Source organism: Pseudophaeobacter profundi (assembly GCF_029697505.1).
Classification (GTDB): domain Bacteria; phylum Pseudomonadota; class Alphaproteobacteria; order Rhodobacterales; family Rhodobacteraceae; genus Pseudophaeobacter; species Pseudophaeobacter profundi.
The window spans coordinates 162,820-182,210 of record NZ_JARJEF010000007.1; the positions used below are offsets into that span (position 1 = coordinate 162,820).

Sequence of the window (19,391 nt, forward strand, 5' to 3'; positions counted from 1 at the left end):
CCCAGATGTCTTCCCCCACCTCTCCCCCCCTCTCTCCTACCGGTTTTGGCCACCGCCATCTTTTGGGGATCGAGCCGCTCAAACCGCATGAGATCACCGCAATTCTGGATCTCGCCGACAGCTATGTCGATCTGAACCGCCGCCCCGAGAAACACTCGGACGCCTTGGCGGGTCTCACCCAGATCAACATGTTCTTTGAAAACTCCACCCGCACCCAGGCGAGCTTTGAGATTGCCGGCAAACGTCTGGGCGCGGATGTGATGAATATGGCGATGCAGGCCTCGTCGATCAAAAAGGGCGAGACCCTGATTGATACCGCGATGACGCTGAACGCCATGCACCCCGATCTGCTGGTGGTGCGCCATCCCCATTCCGGCGCGGTGGACCTGCTGGCGCAAAAGGTCAACTGCGCGGTGCTGAACGCCGGCGACGGACGCCACGAGCACCCAACCCAGGCGCTGCTGGATGCCCTGACGATACGGCGCGCCAAGGGCCGCCTGCACCGGCTCAATATCGCCATCTGCGGCGATGTCGCCCATAGCCGTGTGGCGCGCTCTAACCTGATCCTGCTGGGCAAGATGGAAAACCGCATCCGCCTGATTGGCCCGCCAACCCTGGTGCCTGGCCAGTTCGCTGAATTTGGCGCTGAAATCTACGACGACATGCGCGAAGGTCTGAAAGACGTCGATGTGGTAATGATGCTGCGCCTGCAAAAAGAGCGGATGGACGGCGGGTTCATCCCATCAGAACGCGAATATTTCCACCGCTACGGGCTGGACGCCGAAAAACTGTCGCATGCCAAACCCGATGCCATTGTCATGCATCCCGGCCCGATGAACCGCGGTGTTGAAATTGACGGCACCCTGGCGGATGACATCAACCGCTCGGTCATTCAGGAACAGGTGGAAATGGGCGTTGCCGTCCGCATGGCCGCAATGGATCTTTTGGCCCAGAACCTGCGCGCCGAGCGCAGCGCCACCGCCGACTGACGCCATGCAGACTGCGCTGCATATCCCCGCCTCCGAGCGCGGCGTGATCCGGGTCTTCGACCTGCAGATGCCCCCCGAACAGGCCCGGTTTCTGCGCGAACCCGGTGCGCTGGCGCAGGTTCTGGGGATTGCTGAAATTGACCTGACGCATGTGGAAATCTTCCCGGTCTCTGATCTCGAAGAGCTTGGCCTGCCCGGATATCTGACCCAGGGCTGCGGCGTGCCGCAGGCCGAGGTCGCACCGGATCTGGCGGCGCTGCGGGCGCTGTCCGGCTATGTGCTGCTGCTGCGCTCGCGGGCTTTTGGCGGCACGGCCACCCGGCTGACCCCGGCAGATCAAATCCGCCTTGTGGCCTGCTATGGCGAACCGGAAACCCAATGGAGCGCCCCGCCGATGCCCCCGCCCGACAGCAGCAAGCCCTATTCTGCCGCCAAACCACCGCCGCGGGCCGCCCGCGATCAGGCCCGGCGCATTGGGGCCAGCTTCTTTGCCGTGGTGATGGGCCTGATTGTGCTGATCCTCTATGTTCTGGTGTTCTGAAATGAATGTGATCGAATTCAACCCCAACCGCAGCGCCTATGTCACCGCCCATGCCTGGATGGCCGCAATTGCCATGGTGGCCGGAATGGTGATCCTCTGGGCCGTTGGCAATCCCCATGTCTGGACCGGAGCCATCGGCGGGCTTGGCGCCATCGGCCTGCGGGGCTGGTATATGATGAGCGAGGAACTGGCGGTTACCTGGCGGGTTGAGAACAGGGTGCTGACTGGCCCTGCCGAACGCCGGGTGCCGCTGGATCAGATCGAAACGATCAAGACCATGGGATCCTATGTGCAGGTCATCACCAAGGGCGGTGACAAGCACCTGATCAAATATCAATCGTCGCCCAGCACCACCGTCGCTGCCCTACATCACGCCATCGAAAGGCCCGTTGCATGACCCTTCTTTTTATCAACGCCCGCCTGATTGATCCCGAAGCCGGCACCGACAGCCTTGGCGCGCTGCTGGTTCAGGACGGTACCATTACCGAAGTCCTGCCTGCGGGCACGGAGCCCGGGCAACTGTTTCGTGCGCGAAACATTGACACCAACAGTGTCGAAATCATCGACTGTGATGGCAAATGCCTTGCGCCCGGCATTGTTGATATCGGCGTCAAGGTCTGCGAACCGGGCGAACGCCACAAGGAAAGCTACAAGACCGCGGGCCTCGCGGCGGCGGCTGGCGGGGTCACCACCATCGTCACCCGCCCCGATACCGCCCCCGCCATCGACAGCCCGGAAACGCTGGAGTTTGTCACCCGCCGCGCCCAGGCGGATGCCCCGGTGCATGTGCTGCCCATGGCGGCGCTGACCAAGGGGCGCGACGGGCGCGAGATGACCGAAATCGGTTTTCTGATGGATGCCGGCGCGGTGGCCTTTTCCGATTGCGACCATGTGGTGAGCAACACCAAGGTGTTTTCGCGCGCGCTGACCTATGCGCGCTCTTGCGGGGCGCTGGTGATTGCCCATCCGCAGGAACCGCTGCTCAGCGCCGGGGCTGCGGCCACCTCGGGCAAATTCGCGGCGCTGCGCGGGCTGCCTGCGGTGTCGCCGATGGCAGAACGTATGGGGCTTGATCGTGACATTGCGCTGCTGGAAATGACCGGGGCCAAATACCATGCCGACCAGATCACCACCGCCCGCGCCCTGCCTGCGCTGGAACGGGCCAAGGCAAACGGGCTGGACATCACCGCCGGCACCTCGATCCACCATCTGACCCTGAACGAGCTGGACGTGGCGGACTATCGCACCTTTTTCAAGGTAAAGCCGCCCCTGCGCAGCGAGGACGACCGGCTGGCGGTAGCCGAAGCGGTGCGCACCGGGCTGATCGACACGATTTCCTCGATGCATACGCCGCAGGACGAAGAAAGCAAGCGCCTGCCCTTTGAAGAGGCGGCGGCAGGGGCCGTGGCGCTGGAGACATTGCTTCCGGCTGCGATGCGGCTCTATCATGCGGATCTTTTGGACCTGCCCACCCTGTTCCGGGCCCTTGCCCTGAACCCGGCCAAACGGCTTGGCCTGGCCTCTGGGCGGCTGGCGGCCGGGGCTCCGGCCGATCTGGTGCTGTTTGATCCGGACATGCCCTTTGTGATGGATCGGTTCCAGTTGAAGTCAAAATCGCAAAATACCCCCTATGATGGCCAGCGCATGCAGGGCAGGGTGCTGGCAACCTATGTCACCGGTGCGCCGGTATACCGGAGAGACTGATGCCCCTGATTGAAAGTGCCGCCGCCATCCTGATGCTCTGGGCCGTGATTGGCTATCTCTTGGGGTCGATCCCCTTTGGGCTGGTGCTGACGCGCGCCATGGGGCTGGGCAATCTGCGCGAGATCGGTTCGGGCAATATCGGCACCACCAACGTGCTGCGCACCGGCAGCAAGGCCGCCGCGGCAGCGACATTGATCCTGGATGGCGGCAAGGGCGCGGCGGCGGTGCTATTGGCCCGTGCTTTGGCCGGCGAGGATGCGGCGCAGCTGGCCGGGCTGATGGCCTTTGTCGGACATTGTTTCCCAGTCTGGCTAAAATTCAAGGGTGGCAAAGGAGTCGCAACTTTTCTCGGGTTGATGCTTGCCCTGGCCTGGCCGGTGGGCATTGCCTGCTGCCTGAGCTGGGTTGCGGCCGCGGCGGTCAGCCGGATTTCATCGCTCAGTGCCTTGGTCGCCGCACTGGCTGCCCCGATCTGGGCCTACCTGTTGCACTATCAATCCAGCATGGCACTGGCAGTCCTGCTGGCGGTGATCGTCTTTTGGCGCCATAGCGCCAATATCACCCGGCTGCGCACAGGCATGGAACCCCGCATTGGTCAAAAGTGACTGCCCCCTGCGGCCCGCCCCCTGAAACGGTCAGAGGCCGCTCGCAGAAAACCGACGCGCATCGGCCCCGGCAGGCGCGGGGGTCACTGGCCTGTGGACGTCACGGGATAAGCCGCTCCAGACCACGGCCATTGGCCCAGGTACCGTGCAACTCGCCACTGGGCATGCGCAGATAAACCACCGGGTATTTCTGCCCCCAATCAATCCAGATCACATCGCCGTTGCGACTGCCCTTGCCCGTATAGCGCTGATTGGCCACCTGCCATTCCACAACCAGCGCCTCGGCAGTGCCGCTTATCTGCACCCTGCCGCTGTAGGCGCTGCCATCGGGATTGCGCCCCTCGGCGCGGTAGCTGCCTGTAACGCTTTGGGCGCGCGCCAAATCGGGCCAAGACAGCAGAGAGAGCGTCAAGAGCGCGGACAGGCCGCCCATAACACTGCGTCGGGTAGATAGATGTGCCATGCTTCGTTCTCCTGTTTGGATAAGTCTTCGTCTGCAAGCATTGGTTTTGCCCGCCCTACTGCCGGGAATTGGGATCCTTCCCGCGCCGCACCTACTACGGTATCGGTCACGCAAAATATCGTCCGGTCATACTGTAATAAGTAATATTTTCAGCAACTTCCCTTGCGCCAGCGACCGCACAATTTTGCACCTCATCACATCGTGATCGGTAATTGTGTGCATTATTGCACATCCCCTTTGGGCAAGCGCGCAATCAAAAACAGTTTGATTGAACGTGAACAGGGCCTGCGCCACATCGGGGTGGTGACAGCCAGACTGCAAAGCCCACAGCGGACTGGTCAGCACGGATAGTGATGAAACATCGGTCCCGGGCAGGATGACAGCCCCGGCACGATATGGAAAGGAAAAGACCCATGAACACATTCAAAACTCTGCTGGGCGGCGTGGCGCTTTCGGTTGCAATGGCCACTTCTGCCCTGGCCGCTGGCGTCGAGATCAACGCCTCTTCGACCGGGCTTGCGCTGCAGGGCTATGACCCCGTCGCCTATTTCACCGACGGTGCCCCAACAAAGGGCAGCTACAAAATCACAACTGTATTTGACGACGCAACATACCGCTTTGCCTCGGAAGAGCACAAAGCCCAGTTTGAGGCCAACCCCGAAGCCTATCTGCCCGCCTATGGCGGCTACTGCGCCTTTGGCACCGCCATGGGGTTCAAGTTCGATGGCGACCCAACATATTGGAAAATCGTCGACAACACGCTGTATCTGAACCTGTCCAAGGACATTCAGACCCGTTGGGAAGGCAATATCCCAGGCTTTGTTGAAGATGCTGATGGCCATTGGGAAAACATCGCGGATGTAGAGCCCGCAGCGCTGCAGCAGTAAGCCAGCCTCAGCTTCTTCCTGAGCTGCTGTGAATTCAACAACCGGCGGAGCCAGCAGGTTTCGCCGGTTGTTACTATTGGTATTAGCCTACCGCTTCGCTAGCTCTTCAATAGCCTCAGCCGTGCGCTTGGTGTTGTGATATACTCCCAGAAAGAGATACATCATCCCCCCCATGAAAATGGCGTAGATGGACCCCATCACCAGGATGCCCAGGGCTGGCAATAGGCCGCCGTTTGGCGCAGGGGCCAGAAAGGCAGCGGCGGTGCCGACCAGGACACCGATACAGAGCAGGATAACAAAGACCCCAACCAGTTTTTCAAATAGTCCAATAAATGTATCGCGCATTTTATCCTCCCAGTTTCAAAGGCCACATTTGTCGCGCCTCTGCTGTGTCCTGACAAGGAAATTATCTTGACACCGACTCATTTTCATGAGTTTCTGTCATTACAGAAATTACAGGATATTCGAAATGAACCTCACCCCCGCCATGCAGAACTTTATCCTCCACTGGGGGGAGATGGGCTCCAAATGGGGGGTCAACCGCTCGGTGGCGCAGATCCATGCGCTGCTGCATATCTCCCCCGATGCCATGACGGCGGATGACATTTGCGAGACGCTGAACCTGGCGCGGTCAAACGTCTCTAACGGGTTGAAAGAACTGCAATCCCAGGGGCTGGTCAAAGCCTCGCGGCAATTGGGCGACCGGCGGGATCACTTTACCTCGATCCGCGACATGTTTGATCTGGTTGATGCGGTGATTGCCGCCCGGCGTGAACGTGAATTTGCCCCGACCCTGCGGGCGCTGGACGCGGTGATGCAAGAGGCCGAAACCGATAAGACCCCCGCCGTGGTCAAGGACCGCATGGGCGAGACCCTGCGGGTGATGCAGATGTTTGACGACTGGTATGTCGATTTTGCCCGCCTGCCCCGATCCGTGCATCTGGCAGTGCTGAAGCTGGGCGCCAAGCTGGTGCGCTTCCTGCCTGGTGGCAAACCCAAGGACTAAACCCTTTTACAGCAACACACACCTAACATCAGGAAAAAACTTACACAGGGATTTCTCAAATGACAGAAATGAATGTAATCCCAAGCCTGCCCTTTTGGAAGGCCATCTCAACACGGCATCTGGTTGATCCGACAGCATTTGCCCTTGCCATGGCTGGCGGCCCAATTCTTGTTGGCGTTCTCGGCGCGCCGCTGCTGCTTGTCCCGTCTTTTGCCGTAGTGTTTGGTGGCCCGCTCTATCTGGCCCTGGGTATCCCGGTGATGCTGTTTTACATGTCTCGGAACACGGTGACGCCAGCAGCCTGGGCCGGGCTGGCCTTTGTGGCCAATTTGGTCCTATTTCTGCCGATCGTTATGGTCGCTGTTTTGACTGGCGGCAGCCACGATGGCCCCAGTCTGTTTCTCTTTTTTGGCAGTATCTTTGCGCCCCTTTGGGGCCTGGCCAGTGGCTTTATATATGGCCACTTCGAACGCGATTTTTACAAACAAACCATCTGAATTTGGAAGGATCACATCATGCTTTTTCACATCAGCCTTTATATCGGCCTCAGCCTGCTCATGGTCACCGCCATGGTGCTCATGATCCTGAAGATTGGCAAACTGCTGGGGGATTGCCCCGCCTCCGGTCGCGCCGCCAGGGCTGCGTCGGTCACGATTGCCACCGGCTATGGGATGATCGGACTTGGCGGCGTCGCTCTGATTGGCGCGGCAAGCGCCCTACTGGACATGGGGGCCATCGGCCTGCTGCCCAGCCTGGGGCTGGCGGCGCTCTGCCTGGGGCTGGGCTTTGGCCATGCCATCGCCACCCTGCGGGCCGTTATTCGTGACAGCCTGTCGCCGCACCGCCCACCCAACGTGCCCACAGGCGATGCGGTTTCCGGCGCCGCATGAACACCACGGGCAAGAAAAAGGGGCGTCTCAGCGGCGCCCCCTTTTTATCTCTTTGCCTTTAGTAGCTGTAGTCGGCGTAGATCCGGGTCAGATCGCCGCCCCAGTCACCGTGATAGCGCTCCAGCAACTCATCCGCCGGCACTTTGCCACTGTCCAGGCTGTCTTTCAGCGCGTTGAGGAAATGGGTCTCATCGGGCACCAAGCCACCAGCCCCCGGACGGGCGCGGTTTTTCAGGCCAGAATCGGAAATCTCTACCACTTCGCGGGCCAGGTCATGCATCTTGATGCCGTTCACCTCGGCTTGCAGTGCATCGCGAGAAGCCGCAACCCGCAGCCCTTCGCGGGTCTCGGCGTCCCAGTCCTTGACCAGATCCCAGGCCGCATCCAGCGCGTTCTGGTCATAGGTCAAGCCCACCCAGAAGGCCGGCAGCGCACAAAGACGCCGCCAGGGGCCGCCGTCGGCGCCGCGCATTTCCATGTATTTCTTGATCCGCGCCTCGGGAAAGGCGGTGGTCAAATGATCCGCCCAATCCGACAGGGTGGGGATTTCACCAGGCAGGGCAGGCAGTTTCCCCTGCAGGAAATCGCGGAAAGACATGCCAAGCGCATTGATGTATTCGCCGTCGCGGTAGACAAAATACATCGGCACATCCAGCGCATATTGCACATAGGATTCAAAGCCAAAACCTTCGTCAAAGACAAAGGGCAACATGCCGGTGCGGCTGTCGTCCAGATGCCGCCAGATCTTGCTGCGCCAGGATTTGTGGCCATTGGGCTTACCCTCAAAGAAGGGCGAATTGGCAAACAGTGCGGTGGCCACCGGCTGCAGCGCCAGGGCAACGCGCAGTTTCTGCACCATGTCTGCCTCGGAGCCAAAGTCGATATTGACCTGCACCGTGGTGGTACGGCGCATCATGTCGCGCCCCATGGTGCCGACCTTGGCCATGTAATCATTCATCAGCCGATAGCGCCCCTTGGGCATCAGCGGCATTTCATCGTGGGTCCAGATCGGGGCGGCACCCAGACCGATAAAGCCAACGCCGATCTTGTCGGAAATGTCTTTGACCTCGCGCAGGTGGGTGTTCACCTCGTCGCAGGTCTCGTGGATGGTTTCCAGTGGGGCACCAGACAGTTCCAGCGCGCCGCCGGGTTCCAGGCTGACATTGGCCCCGTCTTTTTCCAACCCGATCAGATTGCCGCCTTCGGTGACCTCGGACCAGCCATAGCTGTCGCGCAGCCCCTGCAGCACCGCCACGATAGAGCGCTCGCCCTCAAAGGGCAGCGGTTTGAGCGTATCCTTGCAATAGCCGAACTTTTCATGCTCGGTCCCGATGCGCCAGGCATCGCGGGGTTTGCAGCCGCTGGCCAGGTATTCGGCCAATTGTTCGTGGCGCTCGATGGGTCCGCCGCCGGACTGGGGAATGGACATGCCGGGCACTCCGTCCTGTAGGGTTATCTTGGGAAATCAGTGGTGAGCGGAATCAATGCCGGTGTCAATGCAGCCTTTGGTGCGCAGGACGCGATGGGCTGCGCTCCCAGATCACGACCTGGTGAGAACCGCTGCGGCGCAGCTCGCTGAGCATCCGTTCGGTGCGCAGGCCCGGAAGCGCGGCAAAAACGTCAAACAGGGCCTCGTTTCCTTCGGCATTGACCGGAATTTCCAAAGGCCCCTGCCCGTCTTGTTCCAGCACCCAATGCGGCGGTTTGGCCGTATGATCCAGCCGCAACCGCTGCAGTTCAGAGGTGGCAACAGCGCCCCCGGTGAGCGGGCCAAAATAGGCGATCTGACCCTCGTCCACCCGCACCACACCGGGGCCACCAGCCCCAAGACGAAAGCGCAGCCGCTGCGCGCCAATCACGGCAATCACCAGGCCCACCGTCACCAAGGCCCAGCCCGTGGCCGCCGTCACCCCATAGGAGGTAAAGGCCCATTTCAGCCCCACCAGCAGCATCAGCGCCGCCACGATCAATTCACGCCAGCGCCACAACGCTTCGCGGGCCTCGGGCCGAATGAAACTCATCTGCTTTCTCCCATCAGGGGCATCTTTTGCAAGCTCATGTTGGTACGGCGCTGATCTGGCGAAGCGCCAGGCCGCCTGTCTTCAGTTCATCGCCAATCTCCAAGCGTTTGCTGCCACAGGGTCATGGCCGCCACGGCGGCGGTATCCGCACGCAGGATGCGCGGGCCCAGGCTGACAACATGCGCCTGTTCCATCGCGTGCAGGCGGCTGCGTTCCTTGTCAGAAAATCCGCCCTCGGGGCCAATCACAATCGCCCAGGGCGCGTCTTTGTGATCCTGCGCGGCCAGCTGCAGCGCATTGCCCACCTCGGCTTCGTCGCAGAACATCAGCTGGCGATCAGCGGGCCAGTCATCCAACAGGCGCGACAGTTTCTGCAACTCGCCGACCTCTGGCACATAGGTGCCGCCGCATTGCTCGGCAGCCTCAACCGCGTGGGCCTGTAGCCGGTCCTGACGGATCCGTTCCGAATTGGTGAAATCAGTTCCCACCGGCAGGATGCGCGCGGCCCCCATCTCGGCAGCCTTTTCCACGATGAAATCGGTGCGTGCCTTTTTGATCGGGGCAAAGATCAGCCACAGATCCGGCGGCATCTGCAATGGTTTGCTTTGTTCAAGACAGATCAGCACGCCGGTACGTTTCCCCGCCTCTGCCACCTCGGCCTGCCATTCGCCATCACGGCCGTTGAACAGCGCCACAGCCCCGCCCGGACGCAGGCGCATCACCCCAAAGAGGTAATGCGCCTGTTCCTTCTCCAGAGGAATGGATTGCCCTGCCCCCAAGGGGTGCTCTACATACAGTCTGATTTTTGCACTCATGAGGCCTACATATGCAAGGTGACGCGCCAAAACCAGATGGGCAGGTCGCAGATGCGGTCAAAGACAACTGGGTTGATCAATTTGCACCAACCTGGAGCCGCCCCTACCTGCGGCTAAGCCGGGCGGACAGACCCATTGGTACCTGGCTTCTGCTGATCCCCTGCTGGTGGGGGCTGACGCTGGCGATCCTCTGGGATGGCGCGCCGCGCTGGGAAGACGCCTGGATCGCCCTGGCCTGCGCCCTTGGGGCCTGGCTGATGCGCGGCGCGGGCTGCACCTGGAATGACATCACTGATCGCAATATCGACGGCGCGGTAGAACGCACCCGCTCACGCCCGATCCCATCGGGGCAGGTGACGGTGCGCGGCGCGGTCTTCTGGATGGTGACGCAGGCGTTGCTGTCCTTTTGCATTTTGCTGACCTTCAATCAGATGGCGATCTCGATGGGGATTCTGGCACTGCTGCCGGTGGCGATCTATCCCTTTGCCAAACGCTTTACCTGGTGGCCGCAGGTATTCCTGGGGCTGGCCTTCAACTGGGGCGCGCTTTTGGCCTGGACGGCCCATACCGGCGCGCTGCACTGGCCTGCGGTGTTTCTGTATCTCGCCGGGATCAGCTGGACCCTGTTTTACGACACGATCTATGCCCATCAGGACACCGAGGATGACGCGCTGATCGGGGTGAAATCCACCGCCCGGCTGTTTGGCGACGACACCCCAGCCTGGCTGCGCCGCTTTATTGTCGGCACCGTCAGCCTGATGGCGCTGGCGATCATTCTTGCCCTCGATCTGGAGCAGCACTACTGGACCCTGGGGTTGGCCCTGGTTGGGCCATGGGCCATGGGCTGGCATATGACCTGGCAATTACGGGTTTTTGACGCCTCGAACAACCAGCGCCTGTTGCAGATGTTTCGGCTCAACCGCGATACCGGCTTGATTCCGCTTATATTCTTTATCCTTGCCATGTTCACCTGATTGAACCGCCGGGCTTGGGGATATAAACAAGGAGCAGTTTTTCCGGGGAATAGCCAATTTATGCGCCTGTCATCGCTTTTGATCCCGACCCTGACCTTTGCCGCAGCAGCTGGTATCAGCCTTGTTGCCGCCAGTTTTGCCGTAACTGCGGTAGAACAAAACAGCGAAACCAGCCTGCGCCGCGCCCTGGATGACGGTGATATGGGCTGGGCCGAGGTCACCTCTGACGGCTTGCGGGTTCTCCTGCAGGGCACCGCCCCGGACGAGGCCACACGCTTTGCGGCGCTGTCGCTGGCGGGGGGCATTGTCGATGCCTCACGGGTGATCGACGAGATGTCCGTCACCCCCTCAAAGGGGATCGCGCCACCACGCTTTTCAGCGGAAATTCTGCGCAATCACAGTGGCATATCCATAATCGGCCTGATCCCGACCTCTTCCTCTCGCACCGATCTGGTGAAACAGCTGGACGGGCTGAGCGAAGCAGGCCAGGTTGCCGATCTGCTGGAAACCGCCGAATACCCGGTCCCCAAGGGCTGGGAGGCTGCGCTGCGCTATGCCATCGCCGCGCTGGAGATGCTACCGCGGGCAAAGATTTCGGTTGATGCCGAACGCATCAAGATCACCACCATGGCGGAATCTGCCGCCGCCAAAGGCATGCTGCAGGACCAGTTGACCCGGCTGGCCCCACCAGAGCTGCATCTGGTACTGGACATCACCGCCGCCCGGCCGGTCATCACGCCCTTTACCCTGCGCTTCTTGATCGACGAGGGCGGCGCCCACTTTGACGCCTGCTCTGCCGAAAGCGCCGAGAGCCGCGCCTATATCCTGAGTGCGGCCCGCGCCGCCGGGTTAGAGGGGCGGGCGGACTGTGTCATCGGCATGGGGGTGCCCTCACCCAACTGGTCGCGCGCCAGCGCGCTTAGTATCGCCAGCCTGGCGGCCCTGGGCCAGGGCACCGTCACAATCGCCAATGCCGATATTACCCTGGTCGCCGCCGAAGCCACCCCACCTGCCCTGTTCGACAAAGTGGTCGGAGAGCTGGAAAACGCCCTTCCCGAAGTCTTTGCCCTACACGCGGTGCTGCCAACGCCCAGCAGCGATGCCAGCGCCGGACCGCCCGAATTCACCGCCACCCTCAGCCCCGAGGGGCAGGTGCAGCTGCGCGGGCGTATCAATGATGAGATGTCGCGCGACATCGCCAGCAGCTATGCGCAGGCGCGCTTTGGCTCTGATGCGGTACATACCGCCACCCGCGTGGTCGCGGATCTGCCCAGCGACTGGCCAGTGCGGGTTCTCGCCGGGCTAGAGGCCCTGTCACATCTGGAGCGCGGCGCGGTCACTGTCACCCCTGACAACCTGCAACTGCGCGGTATGAGCCACCAGGAAGATACCCTTGCCGTGGTCTCGGGGTTTCTAGCGGAAAAGCTGGGAGAGGCCGAAAGCTACGAGCTGGCCCTCACCTATGAAGAGCCACCAATCCCCGAGGACCAGCCGCTGCCAGCCGAACTCTGCGCCGCACAGTTGGCGGGGGCGCAGGCCAGTTCTGGCAAGATCGGCTTTGAACCCGGCTCTGCCACCGTGGCGGCCGGCAGCAGCCTCGTGCTGGATCATATCTCTACCATTCTGGAACGCTGCGGTCCGGTACGGCTGGAAATTCAAGGCCATACTGACAGTCAGGGCCGTGAGGAGATGAACCAGACGCTAAGCCAGGCGCGGGCGCAGTCAATCCTCAACGAATTGCGTGCCCGGCGCATTCGCACCTCTGCCTTTGTTGCCAGCGGCTATGGCGAAAGCCAGCCCATTGCCACGAACGACACCGAAGAGGGCCGCGAGGCCAACCGCCGCATCGAATTCCGCCTGATCCTGCCGGAAACCAACGCCGAGGGGGAAACCACCCTCGAAGGGGCCGCTACCACAGCCGCCACAGATGACCAGGCGGACACCGGCGACACCCAAGACACCGCCGCCGATCAGGATAGCAGCCCCCCCAGCAACACCGAACAGGAGACCTCAGGACAATGAACAGAGCAGAGTTCATCCTCACCACCGCAATCATCCTGTTTGCCGCCTTTGCCCTGGGCTGGTTTGCAAACTGGCTGGTCCACCGCTTTACCCGCGTGCGTCAAAGCGACGTCGCCGATCTGGACCGGATGAGCCAAGAGCTGCACGAGGCCGAGGAAACCCGCGATCAGGCGATCACCTATCTGCAACAGCGCGAGGCAGAGCTGACCAACCAGCTAACCCAAACCGAAGCGGAACTGCGCGCTGCCATGGACGGTCTGCGCGATGCCCGCCGTGAGGCCGAGGAAATGCGCGGCCAGTTGCACCGGGATTGACCTGGGCAGCGGGCAGCGCCAAACCGCCAGCCCCTTTTCTGGCCAACCGGATACACAGCCCCGCAAACAGGCAGACACCAGCTGCCACCCTACGCGACTGCTCTGCGCCCCGCGCAGAGCCGGGCCCAACTGAGCAGCCATATTCTATGAATATGGCGCAACAGGCGGGAGCCCCCGCTGCCTTGGCTGCTCCGCGTATGGCATGCCATGCGCGGCACAACATATACCGTCTTGAAAGCCTTTCGGCACCGCACCCCCGGTGGTTTACCAGTATGACCGGCCAATATGACCGACCAGCCTGCGTGACCGACCAGCGTGACCCGTTCGCCGCCGCCGGTGGACAGGCCACCAGAAGATGTCACACCAATCCGAGCAGCGGTTTTGCGCATCTCAAATATGCAAAATCAAATGGGCAGAGCCAGCCTTGGGGCTGCAAATGAACGCGTCACGCTCCAGGCGTCTGGTTTGTCGGTCGCCTGATCCCCGCCCGCGGCTTACCAGCGCGTCAGGGCATCTTCATCATCAGCCTTGGCCGCGACCCATTCAGATGCCCCATCCAGCAGGATTTCCTTCTTCCAGAACGGCGCACGCGATTTCAGGTAGTCCATCATATATTCCGCCGCCTCGAAGGCATCCCTACGGTGACGGGCTGCGGTGGCCACCATCATGATCTGCGCGCCAGGCTTCAGGCGTCCATAGCGGTGGATGACCAGCACATCTGCCAGGGACCAGCGGGCCTCGGCCTCGGCAGCGATCTTTTCCAATGCCGTTTGCGTCATCCCCGGATAGTGCTCGATCTCCATCGCGACCAGACCTCCACCCTCGATATCGCGGACCACCCCGGTAAAGGTCACAATGGCCCCGGCACCAGAACAGCCTGCGGCAAAGTCATTGCTCTGCGCGCCCGGATCAAACCCGGCCTCCTGCACCCGCACCTGCATCCGATCAGCCCCCCGTCATCGGCGGAAAGAAGGCCACTTCGCGCACGCCGACAAGCGGCGCGTCAAAATCGGACAGCTCTTGATCCAGCGCCACCCGCAGCGCCGACAGATCGGCAAAGGCAGCGGCGTAGCGCTCTTCGCGCCCGCTCAGCTCTGTCACCAGATCGGCAACTGTTGCGGCGCTGGTTTCTACCTCTTCACGAGCCAGGCCGATGCGCTCGCGCACCCAGGCAAAATAAACGATATCCATCAGCGGCTCTCCTTCAGATGTGGCAGCGCCTTGCGCATGTAATCCGCACCGGTGATCAGGGTCAAAGCCGCCGCAATCCACAAGAGCCACAGCCCGATCCGCCCGGTCCAGAACATGCCTTCCAGCTTCCAGCGCAACCCGTGCACATCCTCGACCTGACCATTCAGGATCTGTTCGATCAAGGCCTGATCCATCCCAAGGGAGGACATCGCCAGATAATGTTCAAAAACCCCCTGCGAAAACAGCGTGGCAATCGCCACCATCTGCGCCGTTGTTTTCCACTTGGCCAGCTGGGTGACCTTCAGCGTCCCCGCCGTATCGCCCAGGAATTCACGCAGGCCGGACACAAAGACCTCGCGGAACAGAATCACGGTCGTCGGCAGCACCAGCCAGGGGGTCCAGTGTTCGTCAGCATAGCCCACCAGGATCATCAATGCGATCACCACCATGGCCTTGTCGGCGATGGGGTCCAGCATTGCCCCCATCTTGGTTTCCTGTTTCCAGGCACGGGCCAGGTAGCCATCAAACCAATCGGTGACGGCCGCCCCCACAAACAGGATCAGGGCAAACCAATCCGCCAGCGGACGGGAAAAGTAGAGAAACATAACGGCGAGACCAGGAGCCGCCAGCAGGCGCACCAGGGTCAGGATATTGGGCAGGGTCCATTTCATGCGGCGGACCCTACAATGCGCCCTGCAAACATAAAAGACGCATAAGACACTTTCGGTTTCAGAATGCTGTGACTCCCGCGCACATGTGCAACGCATCGGGGCCGACCAGGGGGGCCACCCATTCCTGGCTTGGGGCGCGCTTGCTATTTTCCACTGTGGAAATGATCATAGATCCGCTCTGCCAGGGCGAGGGAAATACCATCGACCGCTTTCAGGTCCGGTAAATCGGCACGGCTGACAGCCTTGGCACTGCCAAAATGCGCCAGCAGGGCGCGCTTGCGGCTAGCGCCAACGCCGGGGACTTCATCCAGGGGCGTGGCACCGACGGCCTTGGCGCGTTTGGCCCGATGGGTGCCGATGGCAAAGCGGTGCGCCTCATCGCGCATCCGCTGGACAAAATACAGAACCGGGTCATTGCGCTGCAGCGCAAAGGCGGCCTCGCCCAGGCGGTGGAATTCCTCTTTGCCGTGATCGCGATCAACCCCCTTGGCGACCCCCACCATGGGAATATCCTGCACCCCGTGTTCGGCCATGATCTCTGCCACCGCAGAAACCTGCCCGGCGCCGCCATCGATCAGCAATAGATCCGGCCACATGCCCTTTTCACGATCGGGATCTTCCTTCTTCAGGCGCGAAAACCGTCGGTTCAGCACCTCTTTCATCATGCCAAAGTCATCCCCCGGCACCAGATCGTCACCGCGAATGTTGAATTTGCGATAGGCGTTTTTCATAAAGCCCTCGGGCCCGGCAACAATCATGCCGCCCACCGCATTGGTGCCCTGAATATGCGAGTTGTCGTAGACCTCGATCCGCTGCGGCGGCGCCTTCAGGCCAAAGGCATCGGCCAGCCCTTTCAGCAGCCGGGTCTGCGTCGCGCTTTCGGCCATGCGCCGGGCCAGGCTTTCGCGGGCATTACGCACGGCCCCGGCGACCAGCTCGGTCTTTTCACCGCGCAGTGGCACCAACAGTTCAACCCGGCGTCCGGCCTTGCCGCTCAGCGCTTCCTCCATCAGATCGGTATTTTCGATGGCATCCGACAGGATCAGCTGCCGGGGCGGTTCCTTGTTGTCATAGAACTGGCCAAGAAAGGCCTCCATGACCTCGGCCGCCGACATGTCGGCCTCAACGCGGGGATAGAAATCCTGATTGCCCCAGTTCTGATTGGCGCGAATGAAGAACACCTGCACACAGGCCTGGCCGCCTTCCATATGCAGGCCGATGATATCGGCCTCGGCAACGCCGCGCGGGTTGATGCCCTGCACCGATTGCACCTGGGTCAGCGCCTTGATGCGATCGCGCAGCGCGGCCGCACGTTCAAACTCCATCGCCTCAGAGGCCTTCATCATCTCTTCGCCCAGCTCTTCCTGGATCTTGGTCGATCGCCCCGCGAGAAAGCGTTCGGCATCGCGCACCGCCAGGGCATAGTCTTCCTGCGAGATCTCGCCGGTGCAGGGGGCTGAACAGCGTTTGATCTGATATTGCAGGCAGGGGCGGGTGCGGCTTTCAAACATCGCATTGGAACAATCGCGCAGCAAAAACGCCTTTTGCAGCTGGTTGAGCGTCCGGTTCACCGCGCCAGCACTGGCAAAGGGGCCAAAATAACTGCCCTTCTGTTTGCGCGCGCCGCGATGCTTCTTGAGCTGGGCAAAGGCGTGATCCTTGGCCACCAGAATATTGGGGAAGCTTTTGTCGTCGCGCAGCAGCACGTTGTATTTGGGCTTCAGCTGCTTGATCAGGTTCTGCTCCAGCAGCAGCGCCTCGGTTTCTGTCCGGGTGGTAAGAAACATCATGGTCGCGGTCAGCGCGATCATCCGTTCAATCCGCGGCGAATTCCCCGGTCGGGTATAATTCGATACCCGCGCCCTGAGATTGCGCGCCTTGCCGACATAGAGCACCCGGCTTTCGCTATCCAGCATGCGATAAACCCCCGGAGAGGCATCCAGCATTTTGACATAGTCCTGGATGACGCCGTAGCCGGTTCTGGGCTGTTCTACAGTGGGCTCTGATCTGTCGTCTGTCATGCTGTTAGTCATATGATTCCCGGCGCCGCGCTGCAATGACTGCCAGACAATTTCAAGAGTTGAACAAATCCACGACACCTGTGGATAAGGCTGAAGATATCTTTGGGCTATCCGCGCTTTTCCCTTATTTCAGGCCAGGTTTTGACGGATGCTTAATTATTGGGCAAATGTATAAGGCGCTGTAATATAACGATATATTTTATAAGCTCTTTCAAGTTTTTGAATTCAAAGACTCTTTTGTAACGAATCTGTGACTGCCATGACCTAGGTGCACAACTTTTCTGGGGTCAATCCAAATAACAGCTAAATCGGGCAAGGCATTATCCAAGCACCATTACGAGGCGATCAACCCAGATGTTCACCGCCATCAACGCAGATCAACTGTCCCGTCACTGCAGGCGCGGCGAGCAAATAGCCAAGCGCAGCGGTGATATCCTCGGGGTGTACCCCCCGTTGCAGCGGGGTGGCAGCCCGCTCCCGGGCAAATTCCGCAGGGCTTTGGTGGATATTGGCAAGGGTTGGTCCCGGCCCGATCGCATTGACACGGATCCCCGGTGCCAGCGCCTGTGACGCGGTTTGCGTCAGCGTCCAGAGCGCCGATTTCGCCAGGGTGTAGCTCATGTAATCCGGGGCCAGATTGCGGACCCGCTGATCGACCATATTGACCACAAGCCCCCAAGCCAGGGTTTCGCCCTGGCTGTCATATCGCGGCGCAACACCTTGCCGCGCCATCGCCTGGATCAGCACAAAGGGCGCGCGCAGATTGCTATCAAAATGCCTGTTCCAGCTGCTGGTAGTGGCGGTTTCCAGCAGATCCGGTTCAAAGATGGAAGCATTGTTCACAAGGCAGGTCACTGCCCCGCCAAGCGCAGATGCGGCACGGGGCAGCAGATCAGCGCTGGCCGCCTGCGACAACAGATCGGCCTCTAGGGTCACCGCCTGACGCCCCATGGCGCGGATCTGCCCGGCCACCTCCTCAGCTTCAGCGGCAGAGCGGTTGTAATGCACCGCCACGTCATAGCCCTCGGTGGCCAGCTTGAGCGCCATGGCGCGACCAAGCCGCTTGCCCGCGCCGGTTACCAATGCGCGCATATCATGCCCTCCCTCAGGGTTTGGCTGGCCCCAGCTGCGATCTGTCCGGCTTGATCGCTGGGGGGCATCTCAAAGCAGGATCAGAACAGCACCACCAGATAGGTGATGTAAAGCCCGGACAGACCAATCCCCCAGGCCCGCGTGATATCCTTTTTCAGGAAGACAAACGGAACGATCAGGAGCGAAGCTGCCAGCATAACCCAAAGGTCAAAACGCAGGAATTCAGGATCAACCGAGATCGGCCCAACCAAGGTGGCGAGACCGATAATGGCCAGCAGGTTGAACATGTTAGAGCCGATGACATTCCCCAGCGCGACATCTGCCTGCCGCCGCAGGGTTGCCATCACCGTGGTCGATAGCTCTGGCAACGAGGTGCCAATCGCCACCAGTGTGAGGCCAATGACCGTTTCACTGATGTGATACATCCGGGCAATGATCGTGGCGTTATCCACCAACAGATCCGCCCCCAGGGGCAAACCAATCAGCCCAAGGACAAGATAGATGCCAATGCGCCAATAGGGCATATCGGGATCCGCTTCTTCCAGGCCCTCCAGCCCTTCCAGCAGGTCTTCGTCGGCCTCACCACAACAGGTCTTGCGATGGGCGCGGGCCTCGCGGAAGGCATCCGCAAGAAAGAAGGTTAGCGCCGCAAGCAGGATCAGCCCGGACCAGATGGTCAGGGTGCCGCACATGGCCAAGCCAATAAACAGCAGTGACGCCACCAGCATAAAGACATAGCTTTTGCGGCTGTCACATTGGCTGGTGTGCAGGGTGGCAATCAGCGCAGGGATACCCAGAACCATCAAGATATTGGCAGTGTTGGACCCCACCACATTGCCCAGGGCAATCCCGTCGGCATCAACCGCCACAGCATTGATCGCGATCAGCAGCTCTGGCGCAGAGGTGCCAAAGGCAACAATGGTCAGGCTGACGATCAGTGCAGGCACGCCCAGACGAAGCGACAGGTTCACCGCTCCGCGCACCAAGGCATCCCCAGCCAAAAGCAGGATCACAAGACCCAAACCACACAGCAGCCACGGAATCATTTACGCGGTCCTTTTAGTTTGCACCCACAGGGGCTTTTTCCAATTTTGAACCGCCCACAAGACGGACAGCGCGCGGATTGCAGGCGTTTTTGTCCAGGAAGGGTGAATTTCCCGAACATCGCCAGCACCGCTATGACCA

23 protein-coding genes are annotated in these 19,391 nt (G+C 60.8%); 12 read left to right on the forward strand and 11 right to left on the reverse strand.

The window, feature by feature from the left end; all coding sequences use genetic code 11:
• Window positions 1-5: 5 nt before the first annotated feature.
• From P2081_RS12910 to plsY, 5 genes are read left to right on the forward strand one after another with little or no spacing between them, the layout of a single operon-like run.
• Entirely contained in the window at window positions 6-989 is a 984-nt protein-coding gene (locus P2081_RS12910; protein ID WP_278923282.1) for an aspartate carbamoyltransferase catalytic subunit, read from the forward strand.
• Between the two features lie 4 nt (window positions 990-993).
• Window positions 994-1,530 (forward strand): hypothetical protein, encoded by a 537-nt coding sequence (locus P2081_RS12915; RefSeq protein ID WP_278923283.1) that lies wholly within the window; start codon window positions 994-996, stop codon window positions 1,528-1,530.
• A gap of 1 nt (window position 1,531) precedes the next feature.
• On the forward strand, window positions 1,532-1,927 hold the full coding sequence (locus tag P2081_RS12920; RefSeq protein ID WP_278923284.1) for a hypothetical protein: 396 nt from the start codon (window positions 1,532-1,534) through the stop codon (window positions 1,925-1,927).
• A complete protein-coding gene (gene pyrC / locus P2081_RS12925) occupies window positions 1,924-3,234 on the forward strand; it encodes a dihydroorotase (RefSeq protein WP_278923285.1) in 1,311 nt (436 codons plus the stop codon). The genes P2081_RS12920 and pyrC overlap by 4 nt, the downstream gene beginning before the upstream one ends.
• Entirely contained in the window at window positions 3,234-3,839 is a 606-nt protein-coding gene (gene plsY, locus P2081_RS12930; RefSeq protein ID WP_278923286.1) for a glycerol-3-phosphate 1-O-acyltransferase PlsY, read from the forward strand. Before pyrC ends, plsY begins: the two co-directional genes overlap by 1 nt.
• 100 nt (window positions 3,840-3,939) lie before the next feature.
• On the opposite strand, the gene lfb1 is transcribed toward plsY, so the two are convergent.
• The gene (lfb1, locus tag P2081_RS12935; protein ID WP_278923287.1) at window positions 3,940-4,302 is read right to left on the reverse strand and encodes an LIC10280 family protein; all 363 of its coding nucleotides are present in this window, start codon (window positions 4,300-4,302) and stop codon (window positions 3,940-3,942) included.
• 413 nt (window positions 4,303-4,715) lie between these two features.
• Here lfb1 and P2081_RS12940 point away from each other — a divergent pair, with 413 nt between their 5' ends.
• Window positions 4,716-5,189 (forward strand): YHS domain-containing (seleno)protein, encoded by a 474-nt coding sequence (locus tag P2081_RS12940; protein WP_278923288.1) that lies wholly within the window; start codon window positions 4,716-4,718, stop codon window positions 5,187-5,189.
• Between the two features lie 87 nt (window positions 5,190-5,276).
• Here the strand turns inward: P2081_RS12940 and P2081_RS12945 are convergent, their stop codons facing one another.
• Window positions 5,277-5,534, reverse strand: coding sequence for a hypothetical protein (locus tag P2081_RS12945; RefSeq protein WP_278923289.1), 258 nt, complete (start codon window positions 5,532-5,534; stop codon window positions 5,277-5,279).
• Window positions 5,535-5,658: 124 nt separating this feature from the next.
• Here P2081_RS12945 and P2081_RS12950 point away from each other — a divergent pair, with 124 nt between their 5' ends.
• Genes P2081_RS12950 through P2081_RS12960 form a run of 3 tightly spaced genes read left to right on the forward strand, consistent with a single transcriptional unit; the run spans window position 5,659 to window position 7,085 of the window.
• Window positions 5,659-6,195: a GbsR/MarR family transcriptional regulator gene (locus P2081_RS12950; protein ID WP_278923290.1), complete on the forward strand. Its 537-nt coding sequence runs from the start codon at window positions 5,659-5,661 to the stop codon at window positions 6,193-6,195.
• Window positions 6,196-6,254: 59 nt separating this feature from the next.
• The gene (locus tag P2081_RS12955; RefSeq protein ID WP_278923291.1) at window positions 6,255-6,692 is read left to right on the forward strand and encodes a hypothetical protein; all 438 of its coding nucleotides are present in this window, start codon (window positions 6,255-6,257) and stop codon (window positions 6,690-6,692) included.
• 18 nt (window positions 6,693-6,710) lie between these two features.
• Window positions 6,711-7,085: a hypothetical protein gene (locus tag P2081_RS12960; RefSeq protein ID WP_278923292.1), complete on the forward strand. Its 375-nt coding sequence runs from the start codon at window positions 6,711-6,713 to the stop codon at window positions 7,083-7,085.
• 58 nt (window positions 7,086-7,143) lie between these two features.
• On the opposite strand, the gene P2081_RS12965 is transcribed toward P2081_RS12960, so the two are convergent.
• From P2081_RS12965 to P2081_RS12975, 3 genes are all read right to left on the reverse strand, one after another.
• Window positions 7,144-8,514 (reverse strand): glutamate--cysteine ligase, encoded by a 1,371-nt coding sequence (locus tag P2081_RS12965; protein ID WP_278923293.1) that lies wholly within the window; start codon window positions 8,512-8,514, stop codon window positions 7,144-7,146.
• Window positions 8,515-8,578: 64 nt separating this feature from the next.
• Complete coding sequence (locus P2081_RS12970) at window positions 8,579-9,106, reverse strand: hypothetical protein (RefSeq protein ID WP_278923294.1); 528 nt, start codon at window positions 9,104-9,106, stop codon at window positions 8,579-8,581.
• An 86-nt stretch (window positions 9,107-9,192) separates the two neighbouring features.
• A complete protein-coding gene (locus P2081_RS12975) occupies window positions 9,193-9,921 on the reverse strand; it encodes a 16S rRNA (uracil(1498)-N(3))-methyltransferase (RefSeq protein WP_278923295.1) in 729 nt (242 codons plus the stop codon).
• Window positions 9,922-9,932: 11 nt separating this feature from the next.
• Between P2081_RS12975 and ubiA the strand changes: the two genes are divergently transcribed.
• The 3 genes from ubiA to P2081_RS12990 are packed head-to-tail and all read left to right on the forward strand — an operon-like array spanning window position 9,933 to window position 13,231.
• The gene (ubiA, locus tag P2081_RS12980) at window positions 9,933-10,895 is read left to right on the forward strand and encodes a 4-hydroxybenzoate octaprenyltransferase (protein ID WP_278923296.1); all 963 of its coding nucleotides are present in this window, start codon (window positions 9,933-9,935) and stop codon (window positions 10,893-10,895) included.
• 60 nt (window positions 10,896-10,955) lie between these two features.
• Complete coding sequence (locus P2081_RS12985; RefSeq protein WP_278923297.1) at window positions 10,956-12,917, forward strand: OmpA family protein; 1,962 nt, start codon at window positions 10,956-10,958, stop codon at window positions 12,915-12,917.
• A complete protein-coding gene (locus P2081_RS12990; RefSeq protein ID WP_278923298.1) occupies window positions 12,914-13,231 on the forward strand; it encodes a hypothetical protein in 318 nt (105 codons plus the stop codon). The genes P2081_RS12985 and P2081_RS12990 overlap by 4 nt, the downstream gene beginning before the upstream one ends.
• Window positions 13,232-13,725: 494 nt before the next feature.
• Here P2081_RS12990 and P2081_RS12995 read toward each other — a convergent pair whose 3' ends face one another.
• From P2081_RS12995 to P2081_RS13020, 6 genes are all read right to left on the reverse strand, one after another.
• Window positions 13,726-14,172: a molybdenum cofactor biosynthesis protein MoaE gene (locus P2081_RS12995; RefSeq protein ID WP_278923299.1), complete on the reverse strand. Its 447-nt coding sequence runs from the start codon at window positions 14,170-14,172 to the stop codon at window positions 13,726-13,728.
• 4 nt (window positions 14,173-14,176) lie between these two features.
• A complete protein-coding gene (moaD, locus tag P2081_RS13000) occupies window positions 14,177-14,422 on the reverse strand; it encodes a molybdopterin converting factor subunit 1 (RefSeq protein ID WP_278923300.1) in 246 nt (81 codons plus the stop codon).
• Entirely contained in the window at window positions 14,422-15,093 is a 672-nt protein-coding gene (gene pgsA, locus P2081_RS13005; protein ID WP_278923301.1) for a CDP-diacylglycerol--glycerol-3-phosphate 3-phosphatidyltransferase, read from the reverse strand. The genes moaD and pgsA overlap by 1 nt, the downstream gene beginning before the upstream one ends.
• 143 nt (window positions 15,094-15,236) lie before the next feature.
• Window positions 15,237-17,114 carry an excinuclease ABC subunit UvrC gene (gene uvrC, locus P2081_RS13010; protein WP_278923302.1) on the reverse strand — a complete coding sequence of 626 codons (1,878 nt, stop codon included), beginning with the start codon at window positions 17,112-17,114 and terminating at the stop codon, window positions 15,237-15,239.
• Between the two features lie 345 nt (window positions 17,115-17,459).
• Window positions 17,460-18,206 carry an SDR family oxidoreductase gene (locus P2081_RS13015; RefSeq protein ID WP_278923303.1) on the reverse strand — a complete coding sequence of 249 codons (747 nt, stop codon included), beginning with the start codon at window positions 18,204-18,206 and terminating at the stop codon, window positions 17,460-17,462.
• Window positions 18,207-18,286: 80 nt separating this feature from the next.
• A complete protein-coding gene (locus tag P2081_RS13020; protein WP_278923304.1) occupies window positions 18,287-19,252 on the reverse strand; it encodes a calcium/sodium antiporter in 966 nt (321 codons plus the stop codon).
• Window positions 19,253-19,391: the final 139 nt, after the last annotated feature.

What these genes read in the sequence shown, in the direction of transcription:
- P2081_RS12910 (WP_278923282.1), top strand. Translation starts at nt 6, where the DNA reads ATGTCTTCCCCCACCTCTCCCCCCCTCTCTCCTACCGGTTTTGGCCAC.
- P2081_RS12915 (WP_278923283.1), top strand. Translation starts at nt 994, where the DNA reads ATGCAGACTGCGCTGCATATCCCCGCCTCCGAGCGCGGCGTGATCCGG.
- P2081_RS12920 (WP_278923284.1), top strand. Translation starts at nt 1,532, where the DNA reads ATGAATGTGATCGAATTCAACCCCAACCGCAGCGCCTATGTCACCGCC.
- pyrC (WP_278923285.1), top strand. Translation starts at nt 1,924, where the DNA reads ATGACCCTTCTTTTTATCAACGCCCGCCTGATTGATCCCGAAGCCGGC.
- plsY (WP_278923286.1), top strand. Translation starts at nt 3,234, where the DNA reads ATGCCCCTGATTGAAAGTGCCGCCGCCATCCTGATGCTCTGGGCCGTG.
- lfb1 (WP_278923287.1), bottom strand. Translation starts at nt 4,302, where the DNA reads ATGGCACATCTATCTACCCGACGCAGTGTTATGGGCGGCCTGTCCGCG.
- P2081_RS12940 (WP_278923288.1), top strand. Translation starts at nt 4,716, where the DNA reads ATGAACACATTCAAAACTCTGCTGGGCGGCGTGGCGCTTTCGGTTGCA.
- P2081_RS12945 (WP_278923289.1), bottom strand. Translation starts at nt 5,534, where the DNA reads ATGCGCGATACATTTATTGGACTATTTGAAAAACTGGTTGGGGTCTTT.
- P2081_RS12950 (WP_278923290.1), top strand. Translation starts at nt 5,659, where the DNA reads ATGAACCTCACCCCCGCCATGCAGAACTTTATCCTCCACTGGGGGGAG.
- P2081_RS12955 (WP_278923291.1), top strand. Translation starts at nt 6,255, where the DNA reads ATGACAGAAATGAATGTAATCCCAAGCCTGCCCTTTTGGAAGGCCATC.
- P2081_RS12960 (WP_278923292.1), top strand. Translation starts at nt 6,711, where the DNA reads ATGCTTTTTCACATCAGCCTTTATATCGGCCTCAGCCTGCTCATGGTC.
- P2081_RS12965 (WP_278923293.1), bottom strand. Translation starts at nt 8,514, where the DNA reads ATGTCCATTCCCCAGTCCGGCGGCGGACCCATCGAGCGCCACGAACAA.
- P2081_RS12970 (WP_278923294.1), bottom strand. Translation starts at nt 9,106, where the DNA reads ATGAGTTTCATTCGGCCCGAGGCCCGCGAAGCGTTGTGGCGCTGGCGT.
- P2081_RS12975 (WP_278923295.1), bottom strand. Translation starts at nt 9,921, where the DNA reads ATGAGTGCAAAAATCAGACTGTATGTAGAGCACCCCTTGGGGGCAGGG.
- ubiA (WP_278923296.1), top strand. Translation starts at nt 9,933, where the DNA reads ATGCAAGGTGACGCGCCAAAACCAGATGGGCAGGTCGCAGATGCGGTC.
- P2081_RS12985 (WP_278923297.1), top strand. Translation starts at nt 10,956, where the DNA reads ATGCGCCTGTCATCGCTTTTGATCCCGACCCTGACCTTTGCCGCAGCA.
- P2081_RS12990 (WP_278923298.1), top strand. Translation starts at nt 12,914, where the DNA reads ATGAACAGAGCAGAGTTCATCCTCACCACCGCAATCATCCTGTTTGCC.
- P2081_RS12995 (WP_278923299.1), bottom strand. Translation starts at nt 14,172, where the DNA reads ATGCAGGTGCGGGTGCAGGAGGCCGGGTTTGATCCGGGCGCGCAGAGC.
- moaD (WP_278923300.1), bottom strand. Translation starts at nt 14,422, where the DNA reads ATGGATATCGTTTATTTTGCCTGGGTGCGCGAGCGCATCGGCCTGGCT.
- pgsA (WP_278923301.1), bottom strand. Translation starts at nt 15,093, where the DNA reads ATGAAATGGACCCTGCCCAATATCCTGACCCTGGTGCGCCTGCTGGCG.
- uvrC (WP_278923302.1), bottom strand. Translation starts at nt 17,114, where the DNA reads ATGACAGACGACAGATCAGAGCCCACTGTAGAACAGCCCAGAACCGGC.
- P2081_RS13015 (WP_278923303.1), bottom strand. Translation starts at nt 18,206, where the DNA reads ATGCGCGCATTGGTAACCGGCGCGGGCAAGCGGCTTGGTCGCGCCATG.
- P2081_RS13020 (WP_278923304.1), bottom strand. Translation starts at nt 19,252, where the DNA reads ATGATTCCGTGGCTGCTGTGTGGTTTGGGTCTTGTGATCCTGCTTTTG.